This is a genomic window from Salipiger mucosus DSM 16094 (genome assembly GCF_000442255.1).
In the GTDB taxonomy this organism is placed as follows: domain Bacteria; phylum Pseudomonadota; class Alphaproteobacteria; order Rhodobacterales; family Rhodobacteraceae; genus Salipiger; species Salipiger mucosus.
Window position 1 is genome coordinate 150,901 of sequence record NZ_KE557276.1, and the last position, 24,315, is coordinate 175,215.

Below are 24,315 nucleotides of genomic sequence, written 5' to 3' on the forward strand. Positions count from 1 at the left end.
TCCCATGCCCAATGCCCGCGGAAACGAAGCCAAGCTGCTGTCCCGCCGCCAGGCCGCCTTCGGCACCGCCGAAAGCGCCTCGGACGGCCTGTTCCATGCGCTGCCCTTCTACAGCTACAACGTCGTGCCGAGCGGGGAGCTGGCCAACGACGATGCCAACTACGGCGATGCCTTTCCCGGCGAGGTCGTCGCGGGGCTGCGCAACCTCTCGGGTGGCATGGAAGTGCCCATGGGCCTGAACTCGCTCGGCTGGCACCTGGCCATGCTGCTGGGCTTGCCCACGACCTCGGGCACCACCGACTACACCCATGTCTTCACCGCCGCCGCGCAGCCCACGCCGCTGCTGGCCACCCACGGCATCAGCCATGTGGGCGTGTCCCAGCACTTCACGCAGGACAGTCTCGCGATGACCGGCATGGAGATCCAGGCGGCCAAGAACGGCCAGCGCCAGCGGGTCACCTTCAACCTCGCCGGGCGCGAGGAGGTCAAGGCCGGCGCCACGCTCGACAGCACGCCCGTCGCCTTTGATCCCGACCCGGTGCCGGTGGGTTTCCAGGGCGGGCTGCAGATCGACGGCACGGCGGCGGCGGCCGTCACCCAGGCGAGCCTCACGCTCAACACCGGCGTTGCCGCCGACCAGGAGACGCTGAACGGCGAGGCCACGGCCGCCGCGATGGACCCGGGCTTCTGGGATCTCTCGGGCGCGCTCACCGCGCGCTTCCGCGATGCCGCGCTCTACGATCTCGCCAACAACGGCACCGCCCTGGCGCTCACGCTCAAGTGGACCATCAGCGCGACCTACGACCTGGAGATCGCGGTGCCCTCGGTCCAGCTGGAACGCACCGGCGTGCCGGTCGACGGCCGCGACATCATCAGCTCCTCTTACAACTGGCGCACCAACCGGCCGGCGAGCGGGGCGGAGCTGATCACGGTCACGCTGAAGAACGCCACCGCGGACTACGCGAACCCGGTGGTCTGATGGTTCTGAGGCTTCAGCGCCGCCTTGGCGGCGCGCGTGACATCGAGCTGGGCTACGGCGTCGTGGTCTCGCACCGTGCCTTCACCTACGGCGACCTGCGCGAGGCGGAGGCCACGGCCATGCGGCTGGCGCGCCAGACGCTGCCCGCCGATCGCGCCTTCAATGCCGAGTGCATCGACGACGAGGATCTCGGGCCGGAGCACGACGAGGCACTGCGCGGGCAACTCGCGCGGCACCTGGTCAAGCTGCTGCTGATGCGCTTCGGCACCGGCTGGCAGGGCGTCGAGGGCGAGGATGGCGCACCCGCGCCGCTGACCGCCGAGACGCTGGACACCTTCCTCGATCTCTTTCCGGGCGTCGCCACGACGCTGCACGCGGGCCTGCTGGCCCCCTGGGCCGAGTTGGAACGGGAGGGAAACGGCTCCGCGCCCTTGCAAGATACCGCCACGGCGGAGGCTTGAGCCACTGCGCGGGATGCCGGGACGCGCCCGGCTTTTCCTGCGAGCGGTTCGGCGGCAAGGGCGCGTGCCCCGAAGACACCCACGCGCCGCGCTCCGTCGAGGGGCGCGCCATCGCCGCGGCCGGTTTGGAGATCTTCCACCAGCGCCGCGTCGGCCCCGGCGGCTACGCCGGGCTCGACATGCCCGCCTGCCTCGCGCTCACCCGGGCGCAGGGCATTCCCGATGACATCGCAAGCCTGCTGCTGCCCTCCTGGGAGGCCGGCCTCCTGGAGGCCGCCGCGAAGCAGCGCGAGGACAAGGACGCATGAGCCGCGCCACCAGACAATACAGCATCCGGCTTTCCGCCGAGGGCAAGCAACAGCTAGAGGCCGACCTGCGTTCCCTCGGCCAGAGCGGCCAGCGCAGCCTGCGGATGATCCAGCAGGCCGGCAAGCCCGCCAGCACCGGGCTGCGCGAGACCGACATGGCCGCGCGCCAGCTCAAGGGCTCGCTCGGTGCGGTCACGCAGGAGCTGCCCGCGCTGCAGCGCCTCGCGCGCTTCATGGGCACCACGGCGCTCGTCGGCGGCGTCGTGGCCTTCGGGCGCGGCGCGCTGGATGCCGGGCGCCAGTTCCAGGCCATGATGCAGCGCGTCGAGGCAGCGACGGGCGCCAGCGAAGACGAGATCGCCCGGCTTGCGGCAGCCGCCAAGGATCTCGGCGCGACCACGGCCTTCACCGCCATGCAGGCGGCCGAGGCGATCGAGGTGCTGGCCAAGAACGGCGTCGACGTCACGGATATCCTGAACGGCGCGCTGGACGCCTCGGTGGGTCTGGCCGGCGCGCTCGGCGCCGACGTGGCGCCGGCGGCGGATCTCGTCACGGACCTCATGCAGCAGTTCGGGCTGGGCGCGGGCCAGCTCACGCAGATCGTCGATCGCGTGACCGGCGCGGCGCTCACCTCGAAGTTCGGCTTCGACGACCTGCGCCAGGCCATCGGCCAGGCCGGCGGCGTGGCCGGTACGGCGGGCGTCGAGATCGAGGACTTCCTTGCGGCGATCTCGGCCACGGCCTCGAGCTTTTCCTCGGGCTCGGACGCGGGCACCTCCTTCAAGACCTTCCTGCAGCGGCTCACGCCGGATTCGAACAAGGCGGCCGAGGCGATGGACCGGCTCGGGCTCGAGTTCTTCGACGTGCAGGGCAACATGAAGTCCATGGCGGAAATCGCGGGCGAGCTGCAGGACGGCCTCGCCGGTCTCTCCGAGGAGGCGCGCAACGAGGCGCTCAAGACGATCTTCGGCACCGATGCGATCCGCACCGCCGCCGCGCTGGCCGGGCAGGGCGCCGAGGGCTTCCGCGAGGTGGCGGCGGCCATGGAAGAGGTCTCGGCGCAGGAGCAGGCCGAGGTGCGCCTGCGCGGTCTCGACGGGGCGCTCAAGGAACTGGCGGCCGCCTGGGAGGCGCTGCAGCTCGAATCCGCCGAGAACGGCGGCATGGATGTGGCCGAGGAGGCCGTGCGGCGCCTGACAGAGGCGCTGCGCTTCCTGACCGAGAACTTCGCCGAGGTCGAGGAGGTGGCCGAGCGGGTGGCGCAGGCGCTGACGGTCTACCTCGTCGGCAAGGGGATGACGCTGGTCACCGCCAAGGCCGTGGCGATGCGGGCCGCGATGATCGAGATCGCGGGTTCGGTCTCCGGCGTCGGCACGGCGGCCTCGCGCGCCGCCGGACCCCTCAGCCGCATGGGCATCGCCGTGCGGGGCCTGACCGGCATCCTGGGCGGGCCCTTCTCACTCGCGATCACGGCGGCTTCGCTTGTGGCCTTCGGGATCGACACCGATGTCGCTGCCGACGCCATCGAGCGTGCGGATGCCGCCGCGATGCGCGCGAGCGACGCGCTCGATGCCTACCAGGCCGCCGCAAAGCGGGCGGCGGAGGAGCAGAAGGGACTGGGCGGCGAGGTCTCGGCGACCACGCAGAAGATGTTGGAGCAGACCCGCGCGGCTCTTGAGCAGGCACGGACCGATTTGGAGCGCGCCTATGCCGAGGCCCGCGGTGCATTGTCCGGCGCCTTCTGGGACGGCGACGGGATTGATGATTTCCGGTCGATGGCGCTCGCCCATGCAAATCGGCCCGGCCTTTATCGCGGTGATGTCGAAGCGCGCCTCTTCCCCGAGGATGAGCAGAACGACTTCATGGCGCGGCTCGCGAAGATGTCCTGGGCTGTCGAGGATGGCGGGATGTCGGTGGGCGAATTCGTCGAAGAGTTCGACCGTTTGCGGGCTGTCGGCCTGAACCTCGAAGAGGTGCGGGATCGCCTTGTGGAGATCTCGGAGTCCGGTAGCACGTTGGCCGACAATGAGGCACTGCCAGCGCTTGTTGAGATGACGCGCGAGGCTGGGCTGTTCGCAGACGAGATTGCCGCAATCGAGGCGGCAACGACCGAGGCGGATTTCGAAAGTGCCTTGAGCGGGCTCATCCGCGCGCTGACCGAGGCGGTGGAAACGGGCAAGTTGCTCCGGTCTGAGGGCGTCGCGGGTTTTCGCGAGAACGTCAGTGCAGTTGCTGATCTCGAAGAGCAGCTGCAGACCTTGCTGGATCGGTTGCAGGAGTATGAGGGCAAGTCGAAAGACATCTCCGATGATCGCCCCTTCGACGAGGCCGCCGATAGTGCGGCCAAGGCGGCCGGTGAGCTGGACCGGCTGAACCGTGTCTACGGCGAGTACCAGCGGACCCGGTCGCACAGCGATCGCGTGGCCTTCGGGCGGGCCGCCTCGGCGGCGGCCAAGGAAGGGCTGCGCGACCTGATAGGACTGGCCGAGGGCACCGACAAGGGCCGGGGGTACAACGAGACGCTGGACTACGGCGCCTACACCGGCGGGGACGTTAACCTTGTCGCCATGACCCTGAACGAGGTGCTGGCGCTGCAACGCAAGATGCTGGCGCATCCCGACAATCCCCACAACTCCAGCGCGGTCGGCCGTTACCAGATCGTCTCGAAGACCCTGCGCGGGCTCATGGAGGAGATGGGGCTGACCGGCGGGGAGCTCTTTTCGGCCGACCTGCAGGACCAGATGGCCGACATCCTGATCGAGGGGCGGGGCCGTGATGTCGCGGGGCTGCGCAACGAGTGGGAAGGCCTGCGCCGCGTCTCCGCGGGCACCATCCTGACCGCCTACGACCAGAACGTCGGCGGGCGGGCGGAGGACAGCGCGGAGCGCGACCGCGAGCAGGCGGAAGCCGCGCGTGAGCAGGCCGAGGCCCGCGCCGCGGTCCTGGCCGTGGGCCGCGATCAGCTGGAGCAGCTCCGGCTCGAGGCCGATCTCGCCGGGCGCAGCGTCGAGGAACAGGCGCGGCTCACCTTCCGCTACGAGGCGCTCAAGCGCGCGAAGGAAGAGGGGCTCGACGTCGAGACCGCGCTCGCCGCCGACGGCCGCCGTCTGATCGACGTCATCAACGAGCAGGCCGCCGCCTACGGGCGCCTCGTTGCCGAGAAGGACCGCGACGCGAAGTCGACCGAGGAGAACGCCCAGGCCCTGCAGGGCTACAAGGGCGAGATCGAAAGCGTCTTCGAGAATCTCAAGCCGGGCGGGGATGGGCCGGAGGCCTTCATCGAGGACTTCGCGCAGATGTTCCTCGACAAGCTCTGGCAGATCGTCTGGGACCCGGTCTGGGATCAACTCGCGCAGCTCATGGACACCATCTTCTCCGGCCTCGGAACAGGTGGCGGTCTGAGCCTGTCGGTCGGGGCAGGGGGCGGCGGTGTCGGCTCCCGCCAGGCGCTCGATTCCGGCGGTCTCTACGCCGATGGCGGACGCATCGGGGCCGCCGGCCGGGCGCGCAAGCCGGTGCCCCGCGCGGCGGGGCTGCTGCATGGCCCCGGCGGCAAGCGCAGCGATGACCTCCTGCTCTGGGGCTCGCGCGGCGAGTTCATGCAGCCGGCGGCGGCCGTCGACTACTACGGCGTGGCCTTCATGGAGGCGATCCGCCAGCGGCGCATCCCGAAGTTCGCCGACGGCGGGCTGGTGGGCGCCGGGCCGGTCGCCGCGACCCCCGTCGCAGCGCCGCCCCCGCAGGTCACCTTCATCGACCAGTCCGGGCGCGGCATCGATGTCGAGCAACGCGACCGGGTCGAGGCCGGGCAACGCCGGACCGAGTACGTCATGTCGGACGCCGTGGCGCGCGGCGTCAGCACGCCCGGCGGCAAGGCGCGCCGCACCATGCGCGACCAGTTCAACGTGACCCCGAGGATGCCCCGCCGATGACGGTTCCGGTCTGGCCCGAAGATCTCCCCCGGCCCAGCCGCCGGGATCTGCGCCTGTCGCGGCAGGACCCGCGCAAGCTGCGCCCGGCGGAGGTCGGCCCGCCGAGCTATCGCCGGCGGACCTCGGCCGTCGCCCGGCCGGTCCAGCTCTCGGTGACGCTCTACCGCTGGCAGCTGGCCGTCTTCGACACCTTCTACGTCCAGACGGTGTCCCACGGCGCCACGCCCTTCTGGATGCCCGACCCGACGACCGATGGCTGGCCGATGCTCACCAGTGACGGCACCCCGGTGCTGACCCATGACGGCACGCCGATACTGCTGGCCAAGCAATGGCTCTGTCTCTTCGGGGACAACCCGCCGGAAGACGCGGTGGACGGCCTGCGTTTCCGCGTGTCCTTCGATGTCTGGGTGATGCCATGAGACGGATCTCCGTGAATGCCCGCACGGCCCATGATGCGCCGATCTCCGACGAGCTGGAGATCGCGCTCTTCCAGGTCGAGCACCCCGATCTCGCAGAGCCGGTCCGGCTCTCGACCGACCCGACGCAGCGGATCAGCACCGACCCGCTGCGCTATGGCACGCGCTCGAGCTGGAACGGGGTCGACCCGACCGCCGAGCCCTACTGGTTCGTGCTCGTCTCGGCCGAGCTGCCAGGCGACCAGGAGGACGCGCCGGCGGCGGCCTCGCTCGTGCTGGAGAACGTCAGCAACGACATCGCCGCGACGCTGCGCTCGGTCACCACGCGCGCCACGGTGCACATGGCCGTGGTGCTGGCGGGCTCGCCCGACCTTGTCGAGGCGGAATACCGCGGCCTCGTGATGGTGGGCGCCGAGGGCGACGCCGGCGAGGTCGTGATCTCGATCACGCGCCAACCCATCGAGGAGGAGCCTTTCCCCATGATGCGCATGACCAAGGACCGCTTCCCGGGGCTGCATCGATGAGCTGGGCCAACGCCTACGTCGGGCTTCCGGCCGGGGCCGATGCCGCGGGCCTGCCGTGCTGGCACCTGGTGCGGCGCGTCTACCGCGAGGTGCTGGGCATCGAGCTGCCGCACTACGCGGGCGGGCAGGTCTGCGAGCTGGAGCGCGCCGAGCTCGACCGGCTGATCACCGATGCCGCCGCCTCGGACTGGGTCGAGAGCCCGCAGCCTGCCGCCTTCGACGTGCTGCTCTTCCGGCGCGCGCGCTACCGCTGCCATGTCGGCGTGGCGGTCGATACCCGGCGGATGCTGCACATGCCCGAGACGGGCGCCTGCATCGTCGACATCACCCAGCCCCGTTGGGCGCCACGCTTCCTCGGCGCCTGGACCTACCGGAGGGCGACATGACCCGCGTGCTTTCCGCGCCGCTCTTCGATCCCGGCATGGCGCGCACCGAGACAGAGATGCCCGAGGGCCTGACCCTGGCCGAGATCGTTGCCGAAGCGCTGCCCGGGCTGCCCGATGGCGACCGCGCCCAGCTGCGCGTGACGCTGGTCACCCGCGAGGGCGCGGCGGTGATCGAGGCGCGTTACTGGGCGCAGGTGCGGCCGCGCGAGGGCGTGCGGGTCGTCATTCGCCTGGTGCCCGGCAACGAGGGCGGGCTGCGCTCGGTGCTGCTGGCCGTGGTCTCGATCGCGGCCTTGGCGCTGGCGCAGCCGGTCGCCGGGCTGCTCTTCGGGTCCGCGGCCACCTCGACGCAGATCAGCCTCACGGCGCTCGGCCTCAACCTGATCGGCAGTGCGCTGGTCAACGCGCTGGTGCCGGTCGAGGTGCCCGAGCAGGAGAAGCGCCGCAACCGCTACACCCTGCAGGGCTGGAGCAACACGCTTCGCCCGGACGACCCGGTGCCGTGGGTGGCCGGGCGGCACCGCTACGCGCCGCCCTATGCCGCGCGGCCCTACACCGAGATCGTCGGTGACGAGCAGTACACCCGGGTGCTCTTCGGCTTCGGGCCCGGGCGGCTGGACATCTCCGACCTGAAGATCGGCGACACGCCGATCGAGGAGTTCGACGAGATCGAGACCGAGATCCGCGAGGGTGTCGAGGGCGACGATCCAGTCACGCTCTACCCGCGCCAGGTCCTCGAGGAGCGCGCGGGCGTCGAGCTGACCCGGCCGCTGCCGCGCGACGATGGCGGCGAAATCATCGACGGGGCCTCGCTCGAGACGCCCGTGGTGCGCGTGACCGCGGACAACACGCAGATCATCAGCCTGATCTTCTGGTTTCCGTCCGGGCTCATCCGGTTCAACCGCGAAAACGACCCCAAGCCCCTCGGGGTGAGCCTGCGCATCCGTCACCGGCAGGGCGATGGCGATCCCTGGGAGGAGATCGACACGCTCGACTTCCTCGCGGAGAAGGAGGAGCCCTTCTTCCGGCAGTATTCCTGGCAGCCGCCCTCGCGTGGTCGCTGGCAGGTCGAGGTCACCCGGATGACCGATGAGCGCACGAACACGCGCTACCGGGACCGCGTGATGCTCGCGTCCGTGCAGTCGGTCCGGCCGGAATACCCGCTCGACGTCGACGTGCCGCAGGCGCTGGTCGCCATGCGGGCCCGCGCGACCTACCAGCTCAACGGCCAGGTCGACACCTTCAACGCCGTGGTCCAGCGCTACGCGCCCGACTGGGATGGCACGAACTGGAGCGACGCACTCTCGCGCAACCCGGCCTCGGTCTTCGTCGCCGCGCTCCAGTCGCCGGCCTCGGTCTACCCGGTTCCGGATGTCGAGATCGACTGGGAGATCATGCAGGACTGGCACGAGTTCTGTGCCGCCAAGGGCCTGCAATATGACCGCGTGCACGAGGACGAGCAGAGCCTCGGCGACGCGCTGCGCCAGATCGCGGCGGCGGGCCGGGCGCGCCCGCGCCACGACGGGGTGAAGTGGGGTGTGGTGATCGACAGGCCGGAGGCGCAGGTCGTTGACCACATCGACACCCGCAACAGCTCGGACTTCCGCTGGTCGCGGCAATACCTCGACCCGCCGGACGCCCTGCGCGTGCCCTTCAACGACGCCACGCGCGACCACGAGCCCGCCGTCCGGATCATCCCGCGCCCGGGATACGAGGGGCCCATCCGCGTCACGGAGGAGTTCCGCTTCCCCGGCAAGACCGACCCGGCCGAGATCTGGATCGAAGGGCGCCGGCGCTGGTACGAGATCCTGCACCGCCCGGACACCTACAGCTGCATGCAGGACGGCGCGGCCCGGGTCGTGACGCGCGGTGACCAGGTCATCGGCGCCTGGGACGTGCTCGACGAGACCGTGCTCGTGGCGCGGGTGAAGTCGGTCGACGGCGCGCTGGTCGAGATCGACGAAGATCTGACCATGCCGGAGGGCGCGGCCTACGGGATGCGTTTCCGGGTCTTCGCGGACGCCGAGGACAGCATCGGCAGCTCCGTCGTGGCAAGTCTTCTCTGGGCGGCCGGTCCAACCCGGGCCTTTGCCATCACGGGCACCGAGGATCGCCCGCGCGTCGGCGAGGTCGTCCACATCGGGCCCACGAGCACCGAAAGCCGAGCGCTGCGGGTCACGGACATCGAGCCCGGCGAGGACTTCTCGGCGCGGCTCACCATGGTGGACGCGGCGCCGGAGATCGACGAGCTGACCGACGCGGAGGTCCCGCCGCCCTGGGATGGCACCGTGGGAAGCTCGATTGCCCTGGCGCTACCCGCACCGCTTACGCCGCGCATCCTCGGCGTCGACAGCTCGACCTACTACTCGCCCTTCTCCCCCATAAGCGGGGCGCCGGATGCCGAGTTGTCGCTGAACGTGCGCCTTGCGCCCGGCGAGGGCGAGACCGGCTACCTCGCCAGCTTTGAGTTGGACCACCGGCTACAGGGCGCCACGCCCTGGACAACGGTCACCGTCCCCGTGGCTACCGGCGGCAGCGAGATCACCGGCTACGCGGACGGCGAGATTCTCGAGCTGCGCGCCCGCGCCCTCGGCGTCGACGGCACCGCCGGCAGCTACACGCCGACCGTCACCCATACCGTGGGCACCGGCGCCGTCGAGCAGCCGGATGACCTGGAGACGCAGGCGATCTCCGCCTCGGGCGGGCTCGGCCACGCAGCGATCTCGATCGCCGTGCCGGCCGGCGGCACGACGCAGGTGCAGCTCTACCGCGTTCCGGCCGGCGACACGCTCGACACCGATCTGCACGCCGTGGGCGATCCCGTTGCCGTCACGGCCGGCACGACCGTCACGGTGATCGATGGCGACGCCACCCGCGACACGCTTCTGGCGAACGGCTACTTCGACGCCGACACCGACTGGTCGAAGGGTCTCGGCTGGACCATCGGCGCTGGCGTGGCCTCCGGCGCCCCGCCGGCTGCGAGTGAGCTGAGCCAGGCGCTGAGCCTCACCGAAGGCGATGTGCTGCGCCTGGCCTGGACGGTGCCCGGTTACGTCGGCGGCAGCGTCACGCCGCAGCTCACGGGCGGCACGACGGCTTCGGGCAGCGCCGTCAGCGCCGCCGGCCGCCACTTCGACGAGCTGACCGTTGCGAGCGGCAACACGGATTTCGCGCTCGCCAAGGATGGCAGCTTCGAAGGGTCGGTGGACGCGGTGACGCTCTACCTGCGCACCGCAGCCTGCGCGCCGCAGGGCGACTGGGACTACTACGCGGAGCCGCTCAACGACACGGGCCAGGCGGCGTCGATCGCCGGCCCTGCCAATACAGAAATCGCATGAGGATCGAGTAATGCCTGATGGAGTGAGATCGACCGAGCTTGATGTGCTCAGCAGCGTGGATAGCCTGCTTGGCAACAAGGACGGAAGTACGGGTCGATATTCGATCGAGAACCTGGCCGCCTACCTGGCAGCTTCCGGTGCGGTGGCGCAGGCGATCTCCACCGTCGAGGGCCAAGTGGTCAGCGGGCTGGTGAGCAAGGCGACCTGGACCGACCTTCAAGGCATCACGCCGAGCGTCGACGGCACCGGCGGCGAGGTTCTCTCGAGCGATGCCGGCACGCACTCCGATGCCACGGCGACGGGATACGACGGCTCGACGGTCAACAACGCCGGCCGCTACAGCTGGAACGACACCTGGGGACGCTGGGTGCGTATCGGCGACAGCGGCTATGGCACCGTCGCGGGCGATCTCGCGGACCACGAGGCGGACACCGACAATCCGCACAGCGTCACGGTGGCCCAGCTCAGCGGCACGTCGGACGACATGACGCAGGGAACGGTAAACCTGTTCCTGACGGCGGCCCAACAAGCCAAGCTCAACTACCTGCTGATCACCGGCTCCTGGAACCTCGATGCGGCCAAGGCCAAGCTCGCGCTGCTCTCAGTGACCGAGGCCGTCAGCCTCGACGGCATGAAGGCCAAGGTCGACAACATCACCGTGACCGAGCCGATCAACCTCGACACCATCGGCACGAGCCTCGACACGGTGACCAGCCTCGCGGCGGACCTCGAGCGGATCGCGGTTCACACCGAGGATCGACCCGGCGAAAACCCCGGCCTGTTCTCGGGAGTGCTGATCGGCGCGGGCGTGGACAAGACGCCGCTGGACGCGGCGAACATCGAGCACGTCGCCGGACAGGGTGACTGCTACGTCGTCACCGGCGCTGGCACTGTCGCGCGCCGCGACCCCGTGGCGCTGTCGGAGGATGTCTGGGAGTTCACCGCCCGTTTCCGGCGCACCGAGAACCCGAGCGATCCGAGCGGCAATGCGATCCTGCTTCGGGTCGCCTGGCTCGACGGGAAGAAGAACCTCATCAGCTACGAAACACTCGCCTCCGTGTCGGATGCGGTCTTCGGTCCGGTTTACGAGCTGTCCGCGCGGGTGTCCCGGCTGTCGGTCTCCGGCGTGATCGCACCTCCCGGCAATGCCAACTTCGCCTGCGTCTATGTTCAAAGCTACGGCGAGGACGGCACGACGGCGGTCATCACGCTGCGGGCGAAAGAGGTCACGGATCTGCACGCCATCTCCTCGGCCGACCTGTCGCAGATCATTGCCGATGCAGAGGCGGCGACCGACGCGGCGAACAATGCCGCCGAGCTGGTCGCGACCGAGACGCTCGACACCATGGCCGCGGTCACCACCTACGATCGTGCGAGCGGCGTCGGCGCGCTCACGATCAAGGGCGGCGTGGCGACCTTCGACGGCGAGGGTGGGCAGTGGGTCTATGACCCGGACGACACGACGACGCCGCACGAGCCGCCCTTTACGCTGGTGGGCAATGACGGCGCGCGCTACAAGATCGCCCGCGCCTTCGGCGATGGGGCCTATCGGGCCGTTGGGCTGTCGCTCTCGATCCGCTCGCTGACGGTCTCGGGGATCAGCGGGGATATCGAGGTGCCGGCGGCGTCGCTTGCGCTTCCGGCCTCGGAAACCGTCTATGTCGTGGTGGATGCCTTCACCGGCGCGTACCGCTACCTGCCCCGTCTTCTGCACGACGGCTGCGTGCCGGTCGCGCGCGTCACGACCAACGCCAGCCGCGTGACCGAGATCTCGGAGTTGCCGCGCAGCCTGCCCGCCTCGCGGATCCCGCGTTTCCTATCGAAGCTGGAGCACGCCAAGCAGGATGACCAGATCAGGATTGCTACTTTCGGGACCAGCCTGACCGATGGTGCAGGTGGCGGTCCACGGTGGCCCATTTTGATGTTCGACCCTGACGGAGATGTGACAAATACCGACTACATCCTGCCGAACCTCTCTCGGATCGTCTGGGACGAAATGGCGACCGGCGGCAGCAATATCGAGCTTGGCATGGCCTTTGTCGCAGAGGCCACCAAGCCGCTCGGTGATAGCCTTGTGAACCGCGCCCATCACCTGATGATCGGCAAGGCCTCGCGCCACGTCTCGCCGCCGGACAGCGGCCCGCGCCTTTCTGACGTGATCTCCGATCCCTACGACCTGGCGATTGTCGGTTACAGTGGCGCGAACGCCGGCACCCTCGAAATGCATCATCTCGAGGTTCTGATCGCCGGGTTGCGCCGGGCCGGAACGGAGGTGGTGATCATCACCGAGAACGGCCGGGAAAGTAACCCGACCGGGTATTTCGAGAACGGTCTGCAGATGCGCCGGATTGCCGACGCCATGGGCTGCGCCTTTGTCGATACGGACGGTTACATGTATGCCGGCACGCTCGCTGGTCAGGCCATGTATGACGACGGGGTGCACCAATCGACCCTCGGGCATGAATATTACGCCGAGGCGCTGTCGTCGGTGTTGGCGCCGAAGATCCGCGCGCGCGGCGAGGTGAACCCGGATCCGCGGCGCAGCGTCGGGGCGCCGGACGCTGCGCAAAATTCAGTATGGGCAAAGCTCGGCGGCCACGCGCACCTGCAGGTCGATCCCGTGACGACGACCGGCACCCGCGATCAACAGGGGCGCTACACGACGCCGCTCGAGCGGATCCCGTCGATCGTGGTCGGCGGCAAGACGGAAACGACCTGGGTCACGGTGCTCGAGGCGGGCGAAGTGGCCGAGTTCTCGCACCCTCACTGGTCCTCGGTGCACATGCTGTTCGATCCCTATTTCACCTTCACGGCAAAGCTCACGCGGCAGAACGGCACGGCGGACTTGATTTCCTATGAGCACGCATCGGTGCAGGTGAATCGCGTGCTTGCGACGGAGCCCTATTTTCCGCCCTATTATACTTCGTATCAACGTGCGGACTATTCGGTTCAGGTCGAATGCCTGACAGGCACACTTAAGCTTGTGGGGATGGTGTTCGGGACGGATTACACCCGCGAGGTGCCGTTTGGCGAGATCACCTTCAACGGCACCTGGGCGACCGAGGCCGGGAGAATGTCGGACCCTTTCACCTACTACACGGATACCGATGGCGATTATCTTGCGTTTGAGTTTGAGGGTTCGGCTTGCCTTCTTACGCTCGGGCGAAGCCCTGCCGGCGGATTGGTCGATGTGTACCTAGATGGGCAGCTCTACGAGGCCGGCGTGGATCTCTACGACACGGCATGGCGGTTGACGCAGTACCGGGTCGAGCCGGGCGCCTACGGCACGCCGAAGCAAGCCCGCCGGCATGTGGTGCAGGTGAGGCTCAACGGGGCGAATGCCTCGGCCGGGACGCCGAGTTCTCCGGATCGGCGCCTTGCCCTCTACGCGGCCTATGCGCTCGAGACGGGCTGGTGACGGCGTGACCCTCGCCGACACCTTCCTGCAGCACGGTCGGGCGCTGGAGTGGGCCACGAGCACGATCATCCTGGCCTTCGCCTGCACGCTGGCTCTGCCTGGCGACACGCTGGCGGCGGGTGGCTTCATGGCCTTCCGCTCGGTCGGACTGGACGAGGCGAGCCTCGCGGTTCCGCTGACCTTCATCGCCGTGATGCGCATGGCGGGGCTCTGGATCAACGGCAACTGGCGGCGGTCGCCGTTGCTGCGCATGGTCGGCGCCGTCTGCGGTGCCGGCATCTTCGCAACGCTCGCGGTCATGTTCGCAGTCCCGATCCTGTCGGGGCAGGCCATCGCTGCCACCACCGGCGTCGGCACCTACGCGGTGCTGGCTCTTTTCGATGTTCTCGCAGCGTATAGGTCCGCCGCCGATGTTGGCCACTATCAACGAACTTGAGCCGGGCGCCTGGGCCGGGCTCGCCGGGATCGTGACGGCCGTCGTCGCGGCCCTCGTCGCGCGGCGCGGGGCGAAGCGCAGCCCGCCGGAGGTGGGCCACGAGCCCCCGGACACCGACCGAACCGAGTACGTGCTGAAAGAGGTGCGCGGCGTGCAACAGCGCCTCGAAAGCCTCGACGAGCGCGTGGTCGAGATCGACCGGCGCACCGAGAAGATCCACGGCGACACCCGCGTTCTCGTCGACCGCCGCTGACGACACATCACCCACCAACCTGACCCGCCCGGCCTCGCGCCGGGCTTTTTCATGGGAGACCGCCATGGACACGAAGCACGTCCAGATGCTGCTGGCCGAGGCCAGCTACTACGCTGGCGCCATTGACGGCATCGCCGGGCCGAAGAGCATGGCTGCGGTCGAGATCACCGAGCGGAACGCGGGCGACGGCTCGCACCACTGGTCGCAGCAACGACGGCTCATCGCGGCCGGTCAGCGCGTGCTAAACGCGCAGGGCTTTGAGGCCGGCGCCGTCGACGGCTACGACGGCCACAACACGGGCGAGGCCCTGACCGCCTGGCTGAGCGCCAAGATGGGCGTCAGCTCCGAGGTGGACCGGGCGCGCGAGACCGAAAAGACCTGGCCGGCCGAGATCCCGCACCAGCGCGACGTCGGCACCTACTACGGCACGCCCGGGCCGGACATCCAGCGCCAGCTGACCTACATCAACCTGCCGTTCTCCCTTCGCATCGACTGGAACCTCGACCAGACCGTGCAGCGGATCCGCGTGCACGAGAAGGCCGCGTGGCCGCTCTATGACGCGCTGATCGCTGTCCACGAGCACTACGGCATGGAGCGGATGCAGGCGCTCGGGATCGACCGCTTCGCGGGCTGCTACAACCATCGCCGGATCCGGGGCGGCTCGGGCTGGTCGATGCACGCCTACGGTTGCGCCATCGACTTCTACGCCGCGCCCAACGCGCTGCGCATGCGGTGCCCGCAGGCGCTGTTCTGCGGCCCGGAGTATCAGGACTTCCTCGACATCATGGAGGCCCACGAGTGGCTGCCCGCGATCCGCCTCTGGGGCGGCGATGCGATGCACTTCCAGAGGGCGACCCTGTGACCCGGGCCGTCCACTACGAAGACCGCGACGCCTTCAATCGAGACCAGCGGCCCGGCTCCTTCTGGATCGGCCCGCCGAACATCCAGCGGCAGAACATGCAGCACCTCTGGTTCTGGTGTCCCTGCGGCTGCGGCGACCGGCGGGTGATCCGGGTGGGCAAGCGCTTCAAGCCCGGCGACCCGCCGTCGTGGCGCTGGAACGGGCTCACCGACGCGCCGGAACTCACGCCATCAGTCAACACCGGCTGCTGGCACGGCTGGCTCACGGCAGGGGTCTGGCGCCCGTGCTGATGCCGCTCCTACCCATCACCGACTGGCGCCTCGTGCTGGTCCTCACTGCGGCTGCGCGCCGCTCTACGCGCCTCGGGCGCAAACCGAAAGGCAAGACCCATGAACATCGCACTGCCCGGAATGAAGACCTACATCGTCGCGGCCACTCTCATCCTTGTGGTGGGCGTGGAGCAAGGGCTCGGCATCGACGTGCCCGGCGTGGAGCTGGGTGAAAACTGGATGATGGCTGTGATGAACGCCCTCGGGCTCGGCACCGTCCGCGCTGCCATCGGCAAGCTCGGAGCCTGATCCCGCCGCAGTTGGCGGGGTGCCCAATCGGCGCGGGGCTTCCCAATAGCTGACTGCGTATACGACAAACCAGCGCGACTGACGCGGCTGAGCTTCGTTAGCCTTGACTCGAATCATGTAAGAGAAGGAACGTGGACGCCCAACTGTTAAGGAGGTTTATTTCATGGCTAAGGTCGCGCCATTTCATTCCAAGAAGCCCGGCACAAGTGTCTATCACGATAACAATCAGTGCACTGAGGGCAACAACATCGAAAAAGAGAATCGCGCTTCTGGCACTGGCGGGCACCCTAAGTGCGACCATTGCAAGCGGCTCTCCTGATCGCTAGTCTTTTCTAAAGGTCAGATCCCAGTAAGGGCCGGTTAACTCGCCGTCGTCGACAGTCCAGACACGGGCGAGCGATCTCGGCTTCAGTCCGGCCCTTACAGCTTCCCCAAGCGCTCGGAACCCCTCTCCAGGGCCGCCGACGAGGCGAACCGTTGGTTCTGGGAATGGGTGCCCCGCACCCCCTTCGCACGACTCGATTGTTTCAATGCCGGCCGCTCTGAGCGCATGGACCGCGCTTTCGATCCCGGCGTCTAGAGGCATATCAAGTTCAAGACCGTGTGATTGTTTTCGGCTTGGTTGGGCGTCTAAAGATTGAGTCATGGAAACCATGATACCGCCAAGGCGCTGATATGGGAATATCTCCGTTTTCTCGTTTGCTAAGTTACCCGGCCCCACAGAAACAGCGTTGCCGCCTGGCCGATGCCCTACGCGTCTGTGCTTGACGCAGACGGGCGCCGCAAGGCATCAGTGCATCGCAATTGAGCTCTTGGGCGTCCGACACGCTAGCATCCGGCATCTGGAAGTCTTCACCTTGTCGTGCCGGTTCAAGTTGCGAGGTGCTGGCGAGCTTGAAAGAAGTATGGCTCGGGTCAGTGACCTCTATTGGAATGTTCTGCGCTGCTGAGAGGCAAAGACTCCTGTTTAGCCTACAGTGGCTCGCCGTCTCCCAAGTAAATTTTGTATGAAAGGTAGTAGATACCGCGGGCAGTCGTGATGGCCATGTGTGCTACGGCCATCAAGTATAGTGGGGCGATAAGATAGACGAGGAATGGTGTCGCTCCGTAGAGGTTTTTAGGGGGGATCGCTGATGAGATTGCGACAAGAATTATTGATACTATCGAAATTGCCAGAGCCATGAATGCTAGGTACCCAAATATAGAGCAAATAAATTGCCGCCGAGTTATCTCTTCGCCAAAGTGCTGCTCATCCTCTTCGAGGTTGCTGGCCACATTGAGGCTGTCTTTCAGGTAGAGTTTTCCATTCGGGATGTACTTGTCCAAGTCTGAGATGTGGCTAGTAAAAGTTGCTGCAGCTACAAGCGCTGCGACGTAGAATCCCGTGAGTGTTGATGAAAGTGAACCGGCTCGGTCAACTAGTCCTGAAGGGCCGAAGAAGTTCAGTCCAGGCGCCAAGAAAAGCATAGATATCGTTCCAATCGCGACGAGAACCAGTGAGAATACATCGCGTCGCAGAAGGTATTTACCATCTTCCCTGACCAGTCGCAGGTAGCTCAGCGGGAAAAGTGCATCACGAACCATTTATTTCCCCACAATCTTAGAAGGTAGTTTCCGCTGCTGCGACGACTTCGGGCACGATGTCCTTGGAGCAGTTGTCGAGGTCAACCGGGATCTGCCTGAGATAGGACCGAATAAACAGAATGTCTTTTCCGACGTCGTCTCGATCAACCGCAATCGATTTGCGTCTTTCATCTTCAGGAAATTCCAGATCAACTCGGAAACCCTCCCAGAAGTCTTCTCTCGCGTTTGTGGCTAGCTTCTTAAGGTACGGGAGGTATTTGCTTTTATCTAGATCTGGGCTGATTTTAATTTCCAACTTCTCTGGCTTCGCGGTGGCTAGGGGTACCCCGTCAGTAACTACTGCTTTCGCTGGTTTAGTCAATACCACGCTCCGCCATTTGCTCTGCTTGAGTGACTTCTCAAATGCTTCAGATTTCAGGCCGGCGGCCTTAATGGTGGCGTTAGTTTCCACAGGTTTTCCGGTCTTGGGGTGTTTGAAAAAGTATGGACGTTCGCGAAAAATTTGCCTCAGTAGGTGTTGAACTGAATTCATGCTAAGTCCCGGAACTTCCTCTAGGGAGGCGCGATATCCATTTTTGGTTTTCTTTGTTGAAATTGTAAGGTGGGCCGAAACGGCCTGTTCCTCGTTTGGCTTCTTCTGATATTTGGAGAGTGTTATGCCTCCATCTTTGGATTTTGCCCGATATGATGGGTCTTGAGCATAATGGGCGTCTCGATGAAATAGGAGTGCGATCTTATCGCTTCCGATCGCTTCGCATCTCACCAGTTCGATTGTATCTTTATCGCTCTTGCTTACCGCGATTTCTGTTCCGAGCGCTGATCTGAGGGTGCTATAGACCGATGTTGCGGTTGCATCCTTCCGGTTGATCATCTTGAGCGGCTGAGAGCTGGTCTTGCGCGCGCCAATCGTGATGTCATAAACCTTAAAATAACGCTGGTTTGGTTCTAGCAGCATGTCACCCCTTACGTGATTCTCTGCTGGCGATCTTGACGTAGGCGGTTTGTTGCCGCCAGTGCGTGACCAGAGTTTTTCAGCACCAAGGATGTTCGGCCGGTGACGCTGTGTTCTAGTTGTTCATTGGGCATGCGTAGGATCGGCCGGTTCAAATTTTTGCAGTTGGAGGGGGGCGTTCCCCTTGACGCAACTGGAACCGGTTTGCCGATTACAGCGGGTTCCGCCGCTCGGAAGGTCTGGACGCCGGCTTCAGCGTTTCGGGGCACGGCTAGTCTTCGGGTTAAGCTCGAAGGCTCTGTCGCGGTCCAAAGACGTCACACGGTCAAGCGGTGCCGTTTCGGTATCCTCCAGGTACCACGGAGTTCGGCCATCATTGTCGACTACGGCCCAGAGGTCGTCGCGCCACCGCTCGATGCGGTAGAGGCAGAGGTTTTCCAACGCGGCCTTTCGGGCCGCGTTCATCTGGGGTCCTGCCGCCTTACGAAGTGCGTCCCGGTTCACTGAACCTGTGTGAACCGGGAAACCTTGGGAAGCTGGGCGAAAAGCCTTTTTAAGAAGAGCATCTTGGGCGATAGGCCAATACCTTGGCGGCGCGTCGCTTCGTTCACATCGAAGATGTCAGAAGTTCGAATCTTCTATCACCCACCATTTCCCCTCCGATGCGATACTCCGGCAGGATTGCCGCCATCTTTGGGCGCCGCGATCGTGTCATGTGCGAGCCTGTGGCATCAGCGCTGGACCTGTCATTTGTGACAGTGCATGGTGACCCCACGATTGCGGTTCTTTTCCAGTGCACGGGGTAACCATCATGAAACCTTTCGTCCTTCTTCTTGCGACCGTCGCGGCCCTGCCGGTGCAGGCGGCGACATTCATCTCGGGCGCCGACTACGACGCTGCCTACGTCGAGGATTTCGAGGACACCCCGACGGGCGAGATCCTCGACACCGATGCGGTGTTCCAGGCGCTGGGCATGGACCAGCTGCTGGTGCAGGGGAAAAGCGACGAGTACGGCGCGCGGGCCGGCGTCGGACGGGCGCTGGGCGCGACCACCGAGAACGATCTCGCCATCCTTGACCCCGGGCAATCCGGCTCGATCGTGGCGCTCTACATCGGGTTTTCCTCGGAGATCTCGCGCTTCGGCTTCGAGTTCAGCGACCAGCAGACCAGTTTCACGGTCGATTTCCTGAACGGCGGCAGCGTCTTCGATACCATCGACGCGAGCACGCCCGACGCCGAGTTGCACGCCTTCGACTTCGAGACCGCCTCGGGATTCGACGCGGTGAACATCACCGGTCTCGACGGCGTGCTGATCGACAGTTTCCGGGTCGAGACGCTGGCGCCGGTGCCGCTTCCGGCGGCGTTGCCGCTGGGCCTCGCGGGGCTGGGAGCGCTGCTTCTGGTGGGGCGTCGGCGTCGTGCGGCGGTGCGGGCGTGATTGCGCTTGAACGGCTCGCGCGGCTTGGCTAAACCCGCCGCGAGCGGGTGATTAGCTCAGTTGGTAGAGCGCTTCGTTTACACCGAAGATGTCGGGAGTTCGAGTCTCTCATCACCCACCAAAAAAGAAGATAGATAAGTATCTGATTTTAAAAAAATTCGCCTCGAAGATCTCAGGGCGATGTATAGCAGGCAACCCAAAAATGTATAGCAGGTAGGCCTCAAGGTCACTCCGAGTCACCATCGCCTGAACCAGCAGGCTATCTGCCACACGCCGACGTAAAGAAACCACTCGTGTCGGAACAAGGTTGAACGTATGTTTCAAGCTCGACTTCGGCATTTCCGGGCGCCCGCTGGGTCCTGCTTCTGGCGAAGTCCGCCGGGTGTCATGCCGCATCGCCCGCGGATGGTCGTATGACGGGTGAAACAGAGCGTAGCTACTGCGTAGGTAATCTGTTTCAATGGCGCATGCGCCGCACCTGTCATCAAGGCCTCCCGCCGGGACCCGTTGCCCAACGTACTCTCCAAAAGGCTTATGGAGCCTTTCCTCTAGTTGATCCCACGAGAGAAACAGTGGCAATGCTCCCAGCTTCTCCCCTCGAATGATTTAAAAGAAGGAATTATACATGGCTATTAATCGTGGAAGTCAGTCTGCGCGCATCACTTCAAAGACTGAATGCGGTGAGTATGACGCAGAGACCATAGAACGCGTCCATCAAGAGAATATTCGGAAGAGCCGACTTGCGTCGGAGTTGAGCGAAGGGGTCAGCTCGGAGGCCGGGGCCACAACATCCAAACAATATACATGGAAGACAAGCGCCCGGCCTGTGGGGGATCACGAGATCAGTGAGTATCAGGGAGATGGCGGTAAACGCGAGATGTTGCGGGCTCAAGCTCGGAAACGTCGTCAAGTTCGGAGGCGTGAGGCAAGTATCTGGGACGAACTTGCACCGAAAGAGGTGCATGGAGTTCTCAACTTTATGCTTGCAGCGATCTTCCTATTGGGTCTTGTACTAGTCTTTTTTATCAACGGTCGACTTTGAAAGTCAGAGGCTTACGAGCGGCGCAATATTATTCGGTCTCCGTGTGGCTTGAACTGGCTTCGTTTGGTTACTAGAGAATAAACCCGAGCTGCCCCGGCTTAATGCTCCGGTTTTAGGATGGTAGAGGGCTAGGATGGTCGAGGTGAGAATTGGACATTTGAGGGAGCCAAAAATCACCGAATGCTGCCATGTCCGTCGCGTCCTGTCCTACGATGTTGAGGGCGAGTGTAGACTGAGTGCTGCATAAACCGAGGCGATCAGGTCGCCTCAAAAGGTGTGCTACGGAGAGGTAACAAGAGGCACAATTGGGTCTAGGGAGATGTCAATAGATTCCGCAATCTCGGAATAATGTGGCTAACTACTTGCGGCATTGAGCCGGACTCCGCGCAGCTTGGCACTGAATGTCTAGGGTGCTGAATACTTGCGCAAACGAAAGCTCAATGCTGCCATAAGAGCGAAAACTTTGATGTCTGAGTGCCCTTGTTGGTACGGTCAAGCTTCTTTATAAAATCTACTTGTCTATATGTCCTCGACGGAGTAAAAAGGTGGCGTTTCCACGTTATCCGCGGAACTGCGTCAATATGGATAATCCGAGTATATTTAGGCCTCGATGAGCAAACTTCAAAACTTCCTGAATAAAAATTCCGTGCATGCGGGTGCGGAGCTTCCTCTGGTTCACACAACCCAAGCTTTCTCCTTGGACGGAATTATCGACTCCAAGCTCCTGAAGCCCACGAAGTGCCCGGTTTTCGTAGGGGAGGAGTTAACCTATCTCTTTTATGGAAAGCCTTCTTATAGGGCGAGAGCAAGTGCCTCAAAGTCCTGGTTGATGCCGGTATGTTTCTTGATACGAATGAGTGCTGTAGCGTCAATAAAAAGGGTATTTCCGTTCGATAGTGGTGCTTTTCACGCAGGCAGGCATCCCGCCTATCTTTCAGTCTTCAATATGGCGGAATTTGAGGTCTCTGGGCGGGATGACCCGTCAAAGATCGTGAGTGCTTTCTTTAAAACGGTTAGGGACTATTTCAAACTGATTCCAAAGGAATCTAGTAACTTTGAATCAGAGTACTCACTAACAGTGAGAGATAGTGAGATTCGTGCCTTGAGGGATTTGGCTGGTGACTCTTCATTAGTTGGAATTGACGATCGCAGGTTCTGTGTCGAAGTTCAGACAGCGGAAGATATATCCCTGACGTCCGGTAACGTTCAGGCCGTAATACTTCCTTACGATTATCTTGATGACGATTTGGTGGTTAGTTTTATTGAATCGGAATTGGAGGCAGTTCCTTTACCCTATGAAAGCTTCAGTCTTTCTTCATCCGAACATACGGCAATAATTTACGACAAAGTTTATGAATTCTTGCGGCAAGAGGGAGGTGTGCATGGGGTTTGATCTGGTAGGGTTTGCGGCGCCAGTGCAAATATATCCTCAGTTTAGTGTTCCCGTTTTTAGGGCTGGTGATGGTGACGGGTTCTATTCTCAGAGAATCGGCAGCGATGGGTTGGTGGATGGTTTTCTACCCATTCCATATGAAGAGGCTGAGCATCTGGCTCTGACAAATGGGGCGGGATATGAAGAAACCCTAGAGGTTGGTTCTTTAGGGCGCTACGCTTTCTTTTTATCGCCCTCCGAGGGGGTTTTTGGTGAACGTCCTTCGGTAGAGGATTTTATATATTGCAACATGAATGTAATTGCGATTTCTGCGGTTGCTAGCCTTCAGGCTCTACGGTTTATTGGGTGCTCAAGGTCAAGAGAAATTGAAGCAATAGATAGGCTCTCGAAGGTGTTCGAGAACGATGACGTCCGTGAAAGATTTGTCGCTGTTGAGCGAGCTATGATCCAAGTCTCCGAATACGAAGAGGAGATAGACGTTTTGATTGATCGCCTGTCGACGAGCCCGGATTTTGCAACGACGCATGGGGTCATATCTGAGTTTCAGAAACTTCGCTCTGAGTTTCAGACGCGGCATTTCAAGATGGCGATGCGTGCTTGCTTGAGTAATAATCAAGTTTACTGGATTTCCGGAGATCAGGACGTTCGAGAATTTATCACATTCTTGATCGAAGAGGGTGATCTTGCTCTGACGGACGATGCCAAGTCAAAGTTGGAAGGTTGATGACGGGCGGTGCATCTAGAAATTGGGAGGTTCTGTTCCTTCGGTGTAGCGTGTTTCAATTCTGGAAAACCCGGGGAGCTATTGACGCCAAACTCTCGAATCTAACAGGGGTCCCGCCGTTTCCAATGGGGCCCCGCGATCTCATTATGTGTTGCTGAATGCGTAACAAAATTGAGATCGGAGGGGTATTCAGCAACTAATTGAGACAATATTGGTTGCATAGGTGCCGACAGTACCTGCGCGGTCTCTGAGTCGAGGGGGTATACCCCTTTGGGTCCCATAAAGTTTAAATAAACAATGTGTTAACGTTATATCGGGTTGCCCGCTCACGCGGGGCAAACCGCGCCAGAGCACCGCCATGTCGCCCTATGCCGCTTCAAGCCGTTTTCGCAGTCTCGCGACTGAGTTGGGGTGCCAGCGTCCACCTCGCGCCGTCTTGATACCCCGGCGGTTCATTTCACCAGCAATGGCAGCGAGCGTGACGTGGCCACCGGACTCGATATCGTCAAGCACCTCTGAGAGGTCCTGTGCGCGCGTCATCGCGGCGTTGCGTTGAGCCTGACAGGCGGCGGCATTGCCCTTGCCAGCGCGGCGGAGAGCTGCTGCACCGTTCGGGTTGCCAAGCCGAGTTCCACGCGCCTTCGCAGCCGCCAAGGCAGCTTTAGTTCGGGCGCTGATCTGACGGGCCTCCTCTTCGGCAATTATGGCCTTCACGCCGATGGTGAGAGGGGTGGTATTAGGATCGTCACAACACACGAAGTCGACGCCCGATGCCTGCAGATTCAGGAGGAACGCGGCATTTCTTCCTAGCCGGTCGAGCTTCGCGATGACAAGGCGTGAGCCGGTCACCCGTGCCAGCTTCATGGCTGCATGGAGCTGTGGACGGGTATTATTTCGGCCCGACTCGACTTCGATGAAGGCACCCACGACATGTGCCCCGCTAGCGGCTGAGTAGGTGTCAATTGCGGCCTGTTGGCCTTCCATCCCAAGACCGCTTTGCCCCTGCTGTTCCGTTGACACCCGGATATACGTGACGATCTTCATGATCGGGCCTCCTATTACAACTCGCGCAATGACCAGTACGCAAGTTGTAAAGCAGTATGGGAGTGATTCGCGATTCTTTTCAGTGACTTAAGTCTGTATTCAGCGTAAGCGTTGGCTGCGCCCCACGCGCGTTCAGCTTGACGGCGGGAAGTTCCACGGCAGGAGATCGTCGATCCGACCTTGCGGATAGCCAGCGGCGATGGCCTCAAGGGTGGCCTTGAGATAGGCGAATGGTTCGACGCCGTTG

21 protein-coding genes, 2 tRNA genes and 1 pseudogene are annotated in these 24,315 nt (G+C 63.7%); 20 read left to right on the forward strand and 4 right to left on the reverse strand.

What is annotated here, in order from left to right; translation table 11 throughout:
* Nucleotides 1–4: 4 nt before the first annotated feature.
* From SALMUC_RS12800 to SALMUC_RS12865, 14 genes are all read left to right on the forward strand, one after another.
* The gene (locus tag SALMUC_RS12800; protein WP_020038632.1) at nucleotides 5–979 is read left to right on the forward strand and encodes a phage tail tube protein; all 975 of its coding nucleotides are present in this window, start codon (nucleotides 5–7) and stop codon (nucleotides 977–979) included.
* On the forward strand, nucleotides 979–1,440 hold the full coding sequence (locus SALMUC_RS12805) for a hypothetical protein (RefSeq protein ID WP_020038631.1): 462 nt from the start codon (nucleotides 979–981) through the stop codon (nucleotides 1,438–1,440). The genes SALMUC_RS12800 and SALMUC_RS12805 overlap by 1 nt, the downstream gene beginning before the upstream one ends.
* On the forward strand, nucleotides 1,437–1,748 hold the full coding sequence (locus SALMUC_RS12810; RefSeq protein ID WP_020038630.1) for a DUF7697 family protein: 312 nt from the start codon (nucleotides 1,437–1,439) through the stop codon (nucleotides 1,746–1,748). The genes SALMUC_RS12805 and SALMUC_RS12810 overlap by 4 nt, the downstream gene beginning before the upstream one ends.
* Nucleotides 1,745–5,680: a phage tail tape measure protein gene (locus SALMUC_RS31115; RefSeq protein ID WP_020038629.1), complete on the forward strand. Its 3,936-nt coding sequence runs from the start codon at nucleotides 1,745–1,747 to the stop codon at nucleotides 5,678–5,680. Before SALMUC_RS12810 ends, SALMUC_RS31115 begins: the two co-directional genes overlap by 4 nt.
* A complete protein-coding gene (locus SALMUC_RS12820; RefSeq protein WP_020038628.1) occupies nucleotides 5,677–6,099 on the forward strand; it encodes a hypothetical protein in 423 nt (140 codons plus the stop codon). The genes SALMUC_RS31115 and SALMUC_RS12820 overlap by 4 nt, the downstream gene beginning before the upstream one ends.
* The gene (locus SALMUC_RS12825) at nucleotides 6,096–6,620 is read left to right on the forward strand and encodes a hypothetical protein (RefSeq protein ID WP_037371870.1); all 525 of its coding nucleotides are present in this window, start codon (nucleotides 6,096–6,098) and stop codon (nucleotides 6,618–6,620) included. The genes SALMUC_RS12820 and SALMUC_RS12825 overlap by 4 nt, the downstream gene beginning before the upstream one ends.
* Nucleotides 6,617–7,006: a C40 family peptidase gene (locus SALMUC_RS12830; RefSeq protein ID WP_020038626.1), complete on the forward strand. Its 390-nt coding sequence runs from the start codon at nucleotides 6,617–6,619 to the stop codon at nucleotides 7,004–7,006. Before SALMUC_RS12825 ends, SALMUC_RS12830 begins: the two co-directional genes overlap by 4 nt.
* Complete coding sequence (gpJ, locus tag SALMUC_RS12835) at nucleotides 7,003–10,344, forward strand: TipJ family phage tail tip protein (protein WP_020038625.1); 3,342 nt, start codon at nucleotides 7,003–7,005, stop codon at nucleotides 10,342–10,344. The genes SALMUC_RS12830 and gpJ overlap by 4 nt, the downstream gene beginning before the upstream one ends.
* A gap of 10 nt (nucleotides 10,345–10,354) precedes the next feature.
* A complete protein-coding gene (locus SALMUC_RS12840) occupies nucleotides 10,355–13,762 on the forward strand; it encodes an SGNH/GDSL hydrolase family protein (RefSeq protein WP_021120333.1) in 3,408 nt (1,135 codons plus the stop codon).
* Nucleotides 13,763–13,766: 4 nt separating this feature from the next.
* Nucleotides 13,767–14,198: a hypothetical protein gene (locus SALMUC_RS12845; protein WP_021120334.1), complete on the forward strand. Its 432-nt coding sequence runs from the start codon at nucleotides 13,767–13,769 to the stop codon at nucleotides 14,196–14,198.
* Nucleotides 14,173–14,451: a hypothetical protein gene (locus SALMUC_RS12850; RefSeq protein ID WP_021120335.1), complete on the forward strand. Its 279-nt coding sequence runs from the start codon at nucleotides 14,173–14,175 to the stop codon at nucleotides 14,449–14,451. Before SALMUC_RS12845 ends, SALMUC_RS12850 begins: the two co-directional genes overlap by 26 nt.
* A gap of 64 nt (nucleotides 14,452–14,515) precedes the next feature.
* The gene (locus tag SALMUC_RS12855; RefSeq protein WP_020038621.1) at nucleotides 14,516–15,313 is read left to right on the forward strand and encodes a M15 family metallopeptidase; all 798 of its coding nucleotides are present in this window, start codon (nucleotides 14,516–14,518) and stop codon (nucleotides 15,311–15,313) included.
* Nucleotides 15,310–15,603, forward strand: coding sequence for a ubiquitination-like system serine protease family protein (locus tag SALMUC_RS12860; RefSeq protein ID WP_021120336.1), 294 nt, complete (start codon nucleotides 15,310–15,312; stop codon nucleotides 15,601–15,603). Before SALMUC_RS12855 ends, SALMUC_RS12860 begins: the two co-directional genes overlap by 4 nt.
* Before the next feature lie 99 nt (nucleotides 15,604–15,702).
* Nucleotides 15,703–15,891, forward strand: a complete 189-nt coding sequence (locus SALMUC_RS12865) for a hypothetical protein (RefSeq protein ID WP_020038619.1) — start codon at nucleotides 15,703–15,705, stop codon at nucleotides 15,889–15,891.
* 972 nt (nucleotides 15,892–16,863) lie between these two features.
* Here SALMUC_RS12865 and SALMUC_RS29805 read toward each other — a convergent pair.
* Both SALMUC_RS29805 and SALMUC_RS29810 read right to left on the reverse strand, forming a co-directional pair.
* The gene (locus SALMUC_RS29805) at nucleotides 16,864–17,475 is read right to left on the reverse strand and encodes a hypothetical protein (protein ID WP_156883498.1); all 612 of its coding nucleotides are present in this window, start codon (nucleotides 17,473–17,475) and stop codon (nucleotides 16,864–16,866) included.
* Between the two features lie 16 nt (nucleotides 17,476–17,491).
* The gene (locus SALMUC_RS29810) at nucleotides 17,492–18,430 is read right to left on the reverse strand and encodes a hypothetical protein (protein ID WP_156883499.1); all 939 of its coding nucleotides are present in this window, start codon (nucleotides 18,428–18,430) and stop codon (nucleotides 17,492–17,494) included.
* 566 nt (nucleotides 18,431–18,996) lie between these two features.
* Between SALMUC_RS29810 and SALMUC_RS12875 the strand changes: the two genes are divergently transcribed.
* From SALMUC_RS12875 to SALMUC_RS29825, 6 genes are all read left to right on the forward strand, one after another.
* Nucleotides 18,997–19,078 (forward strand) — tRNA-Val (locus SALMUC_RS12875).
* Between the two features lie 160 nt (nucleotides 19,079–19,238).
* On the forward strand, nucleotides 19,239–19,865 hold the full coding sequence (locus tag SALMUC_RS12880; RefSeq protein ID WP_020038617.1) for a hypothetical protein: 627 nt from the start codon (nucleotides 19,239–19,241) through the stop codon (nucleotides 19,863–19,865).
* A 45-nt stretch (nucleotides 19,866–19,910) separates the two neighbouring features.
* Nucleotides 19,911–19,986: transfer RNA gene (locus SALMUC_RS12885), tRNA-Val, on the forward strand.
* Between the two features lie 504 nt (nucleotides 19,987–20,490).
* Nucleotides 20,491–20,907 (forward strand): hypothetical protein, encoded by a 417-nt coding sequence (locus SALMUC_RS29815; protein WP_156883500.1) that lies wholly within the window; start codon nucleotides 20,491–20,493, stop codon nucleotides 20,905–20,907.
* Nucleotides 20,908–21,517: 610 nt separating this feature from the next.
* A complete protein-coding gene (locus tag SALMUC_RS29820; RefSeq protein WP_156883501.1) occupies nucleotides 21,518–22,300 on the forward strand; it encodes a hypothetical protein in 783 nt (260 codons plus the stop codon).
* Nucleotides 22,290–23,024: a hypothetical protein gene (locus tag SALMUC_RS29825; protein ID WP_156883502.1), complete on the forward strand. Its 735-nt coding sequence runs from the start codon at nucleotides 22,290–22,292 to the stop codon at nucleotides 23,022–23,024. The genes SALMUC_RS29820 and SALMUC_RS29825 overlap by 11 nt, the downstream gene beginning before the upstream one ends.
* Before the next feature lie 366 nt (nucleotides 23,025–23,390).
* On the opposite strand, the gene SALMUC_RS12895 is transcribed toward SALMUC_RS29825, so the two are convergent.
* Nucleotides 23,391–24,068, reverse strand: coding sequence for a recombinase family protein (locus SALMUC_RS12895; protein ID WP_020038615.1), 678 nt, complete (start codon nucleotides 24,066–24,068; stop codon nucleotides 23,391–23,393).
* A gap of 132 nt (nucleotides 24,069–24,200) precedes the next feature.
* Nucleotides 24,201–24,314 (reverse strand): annotated as a pseudogene (locus SALMUC_RS12900) (transposase domain-containing protein); the annotation flags it as partial.
* Nucleotide 24,315: the final 1 nt, after the last annotated feature.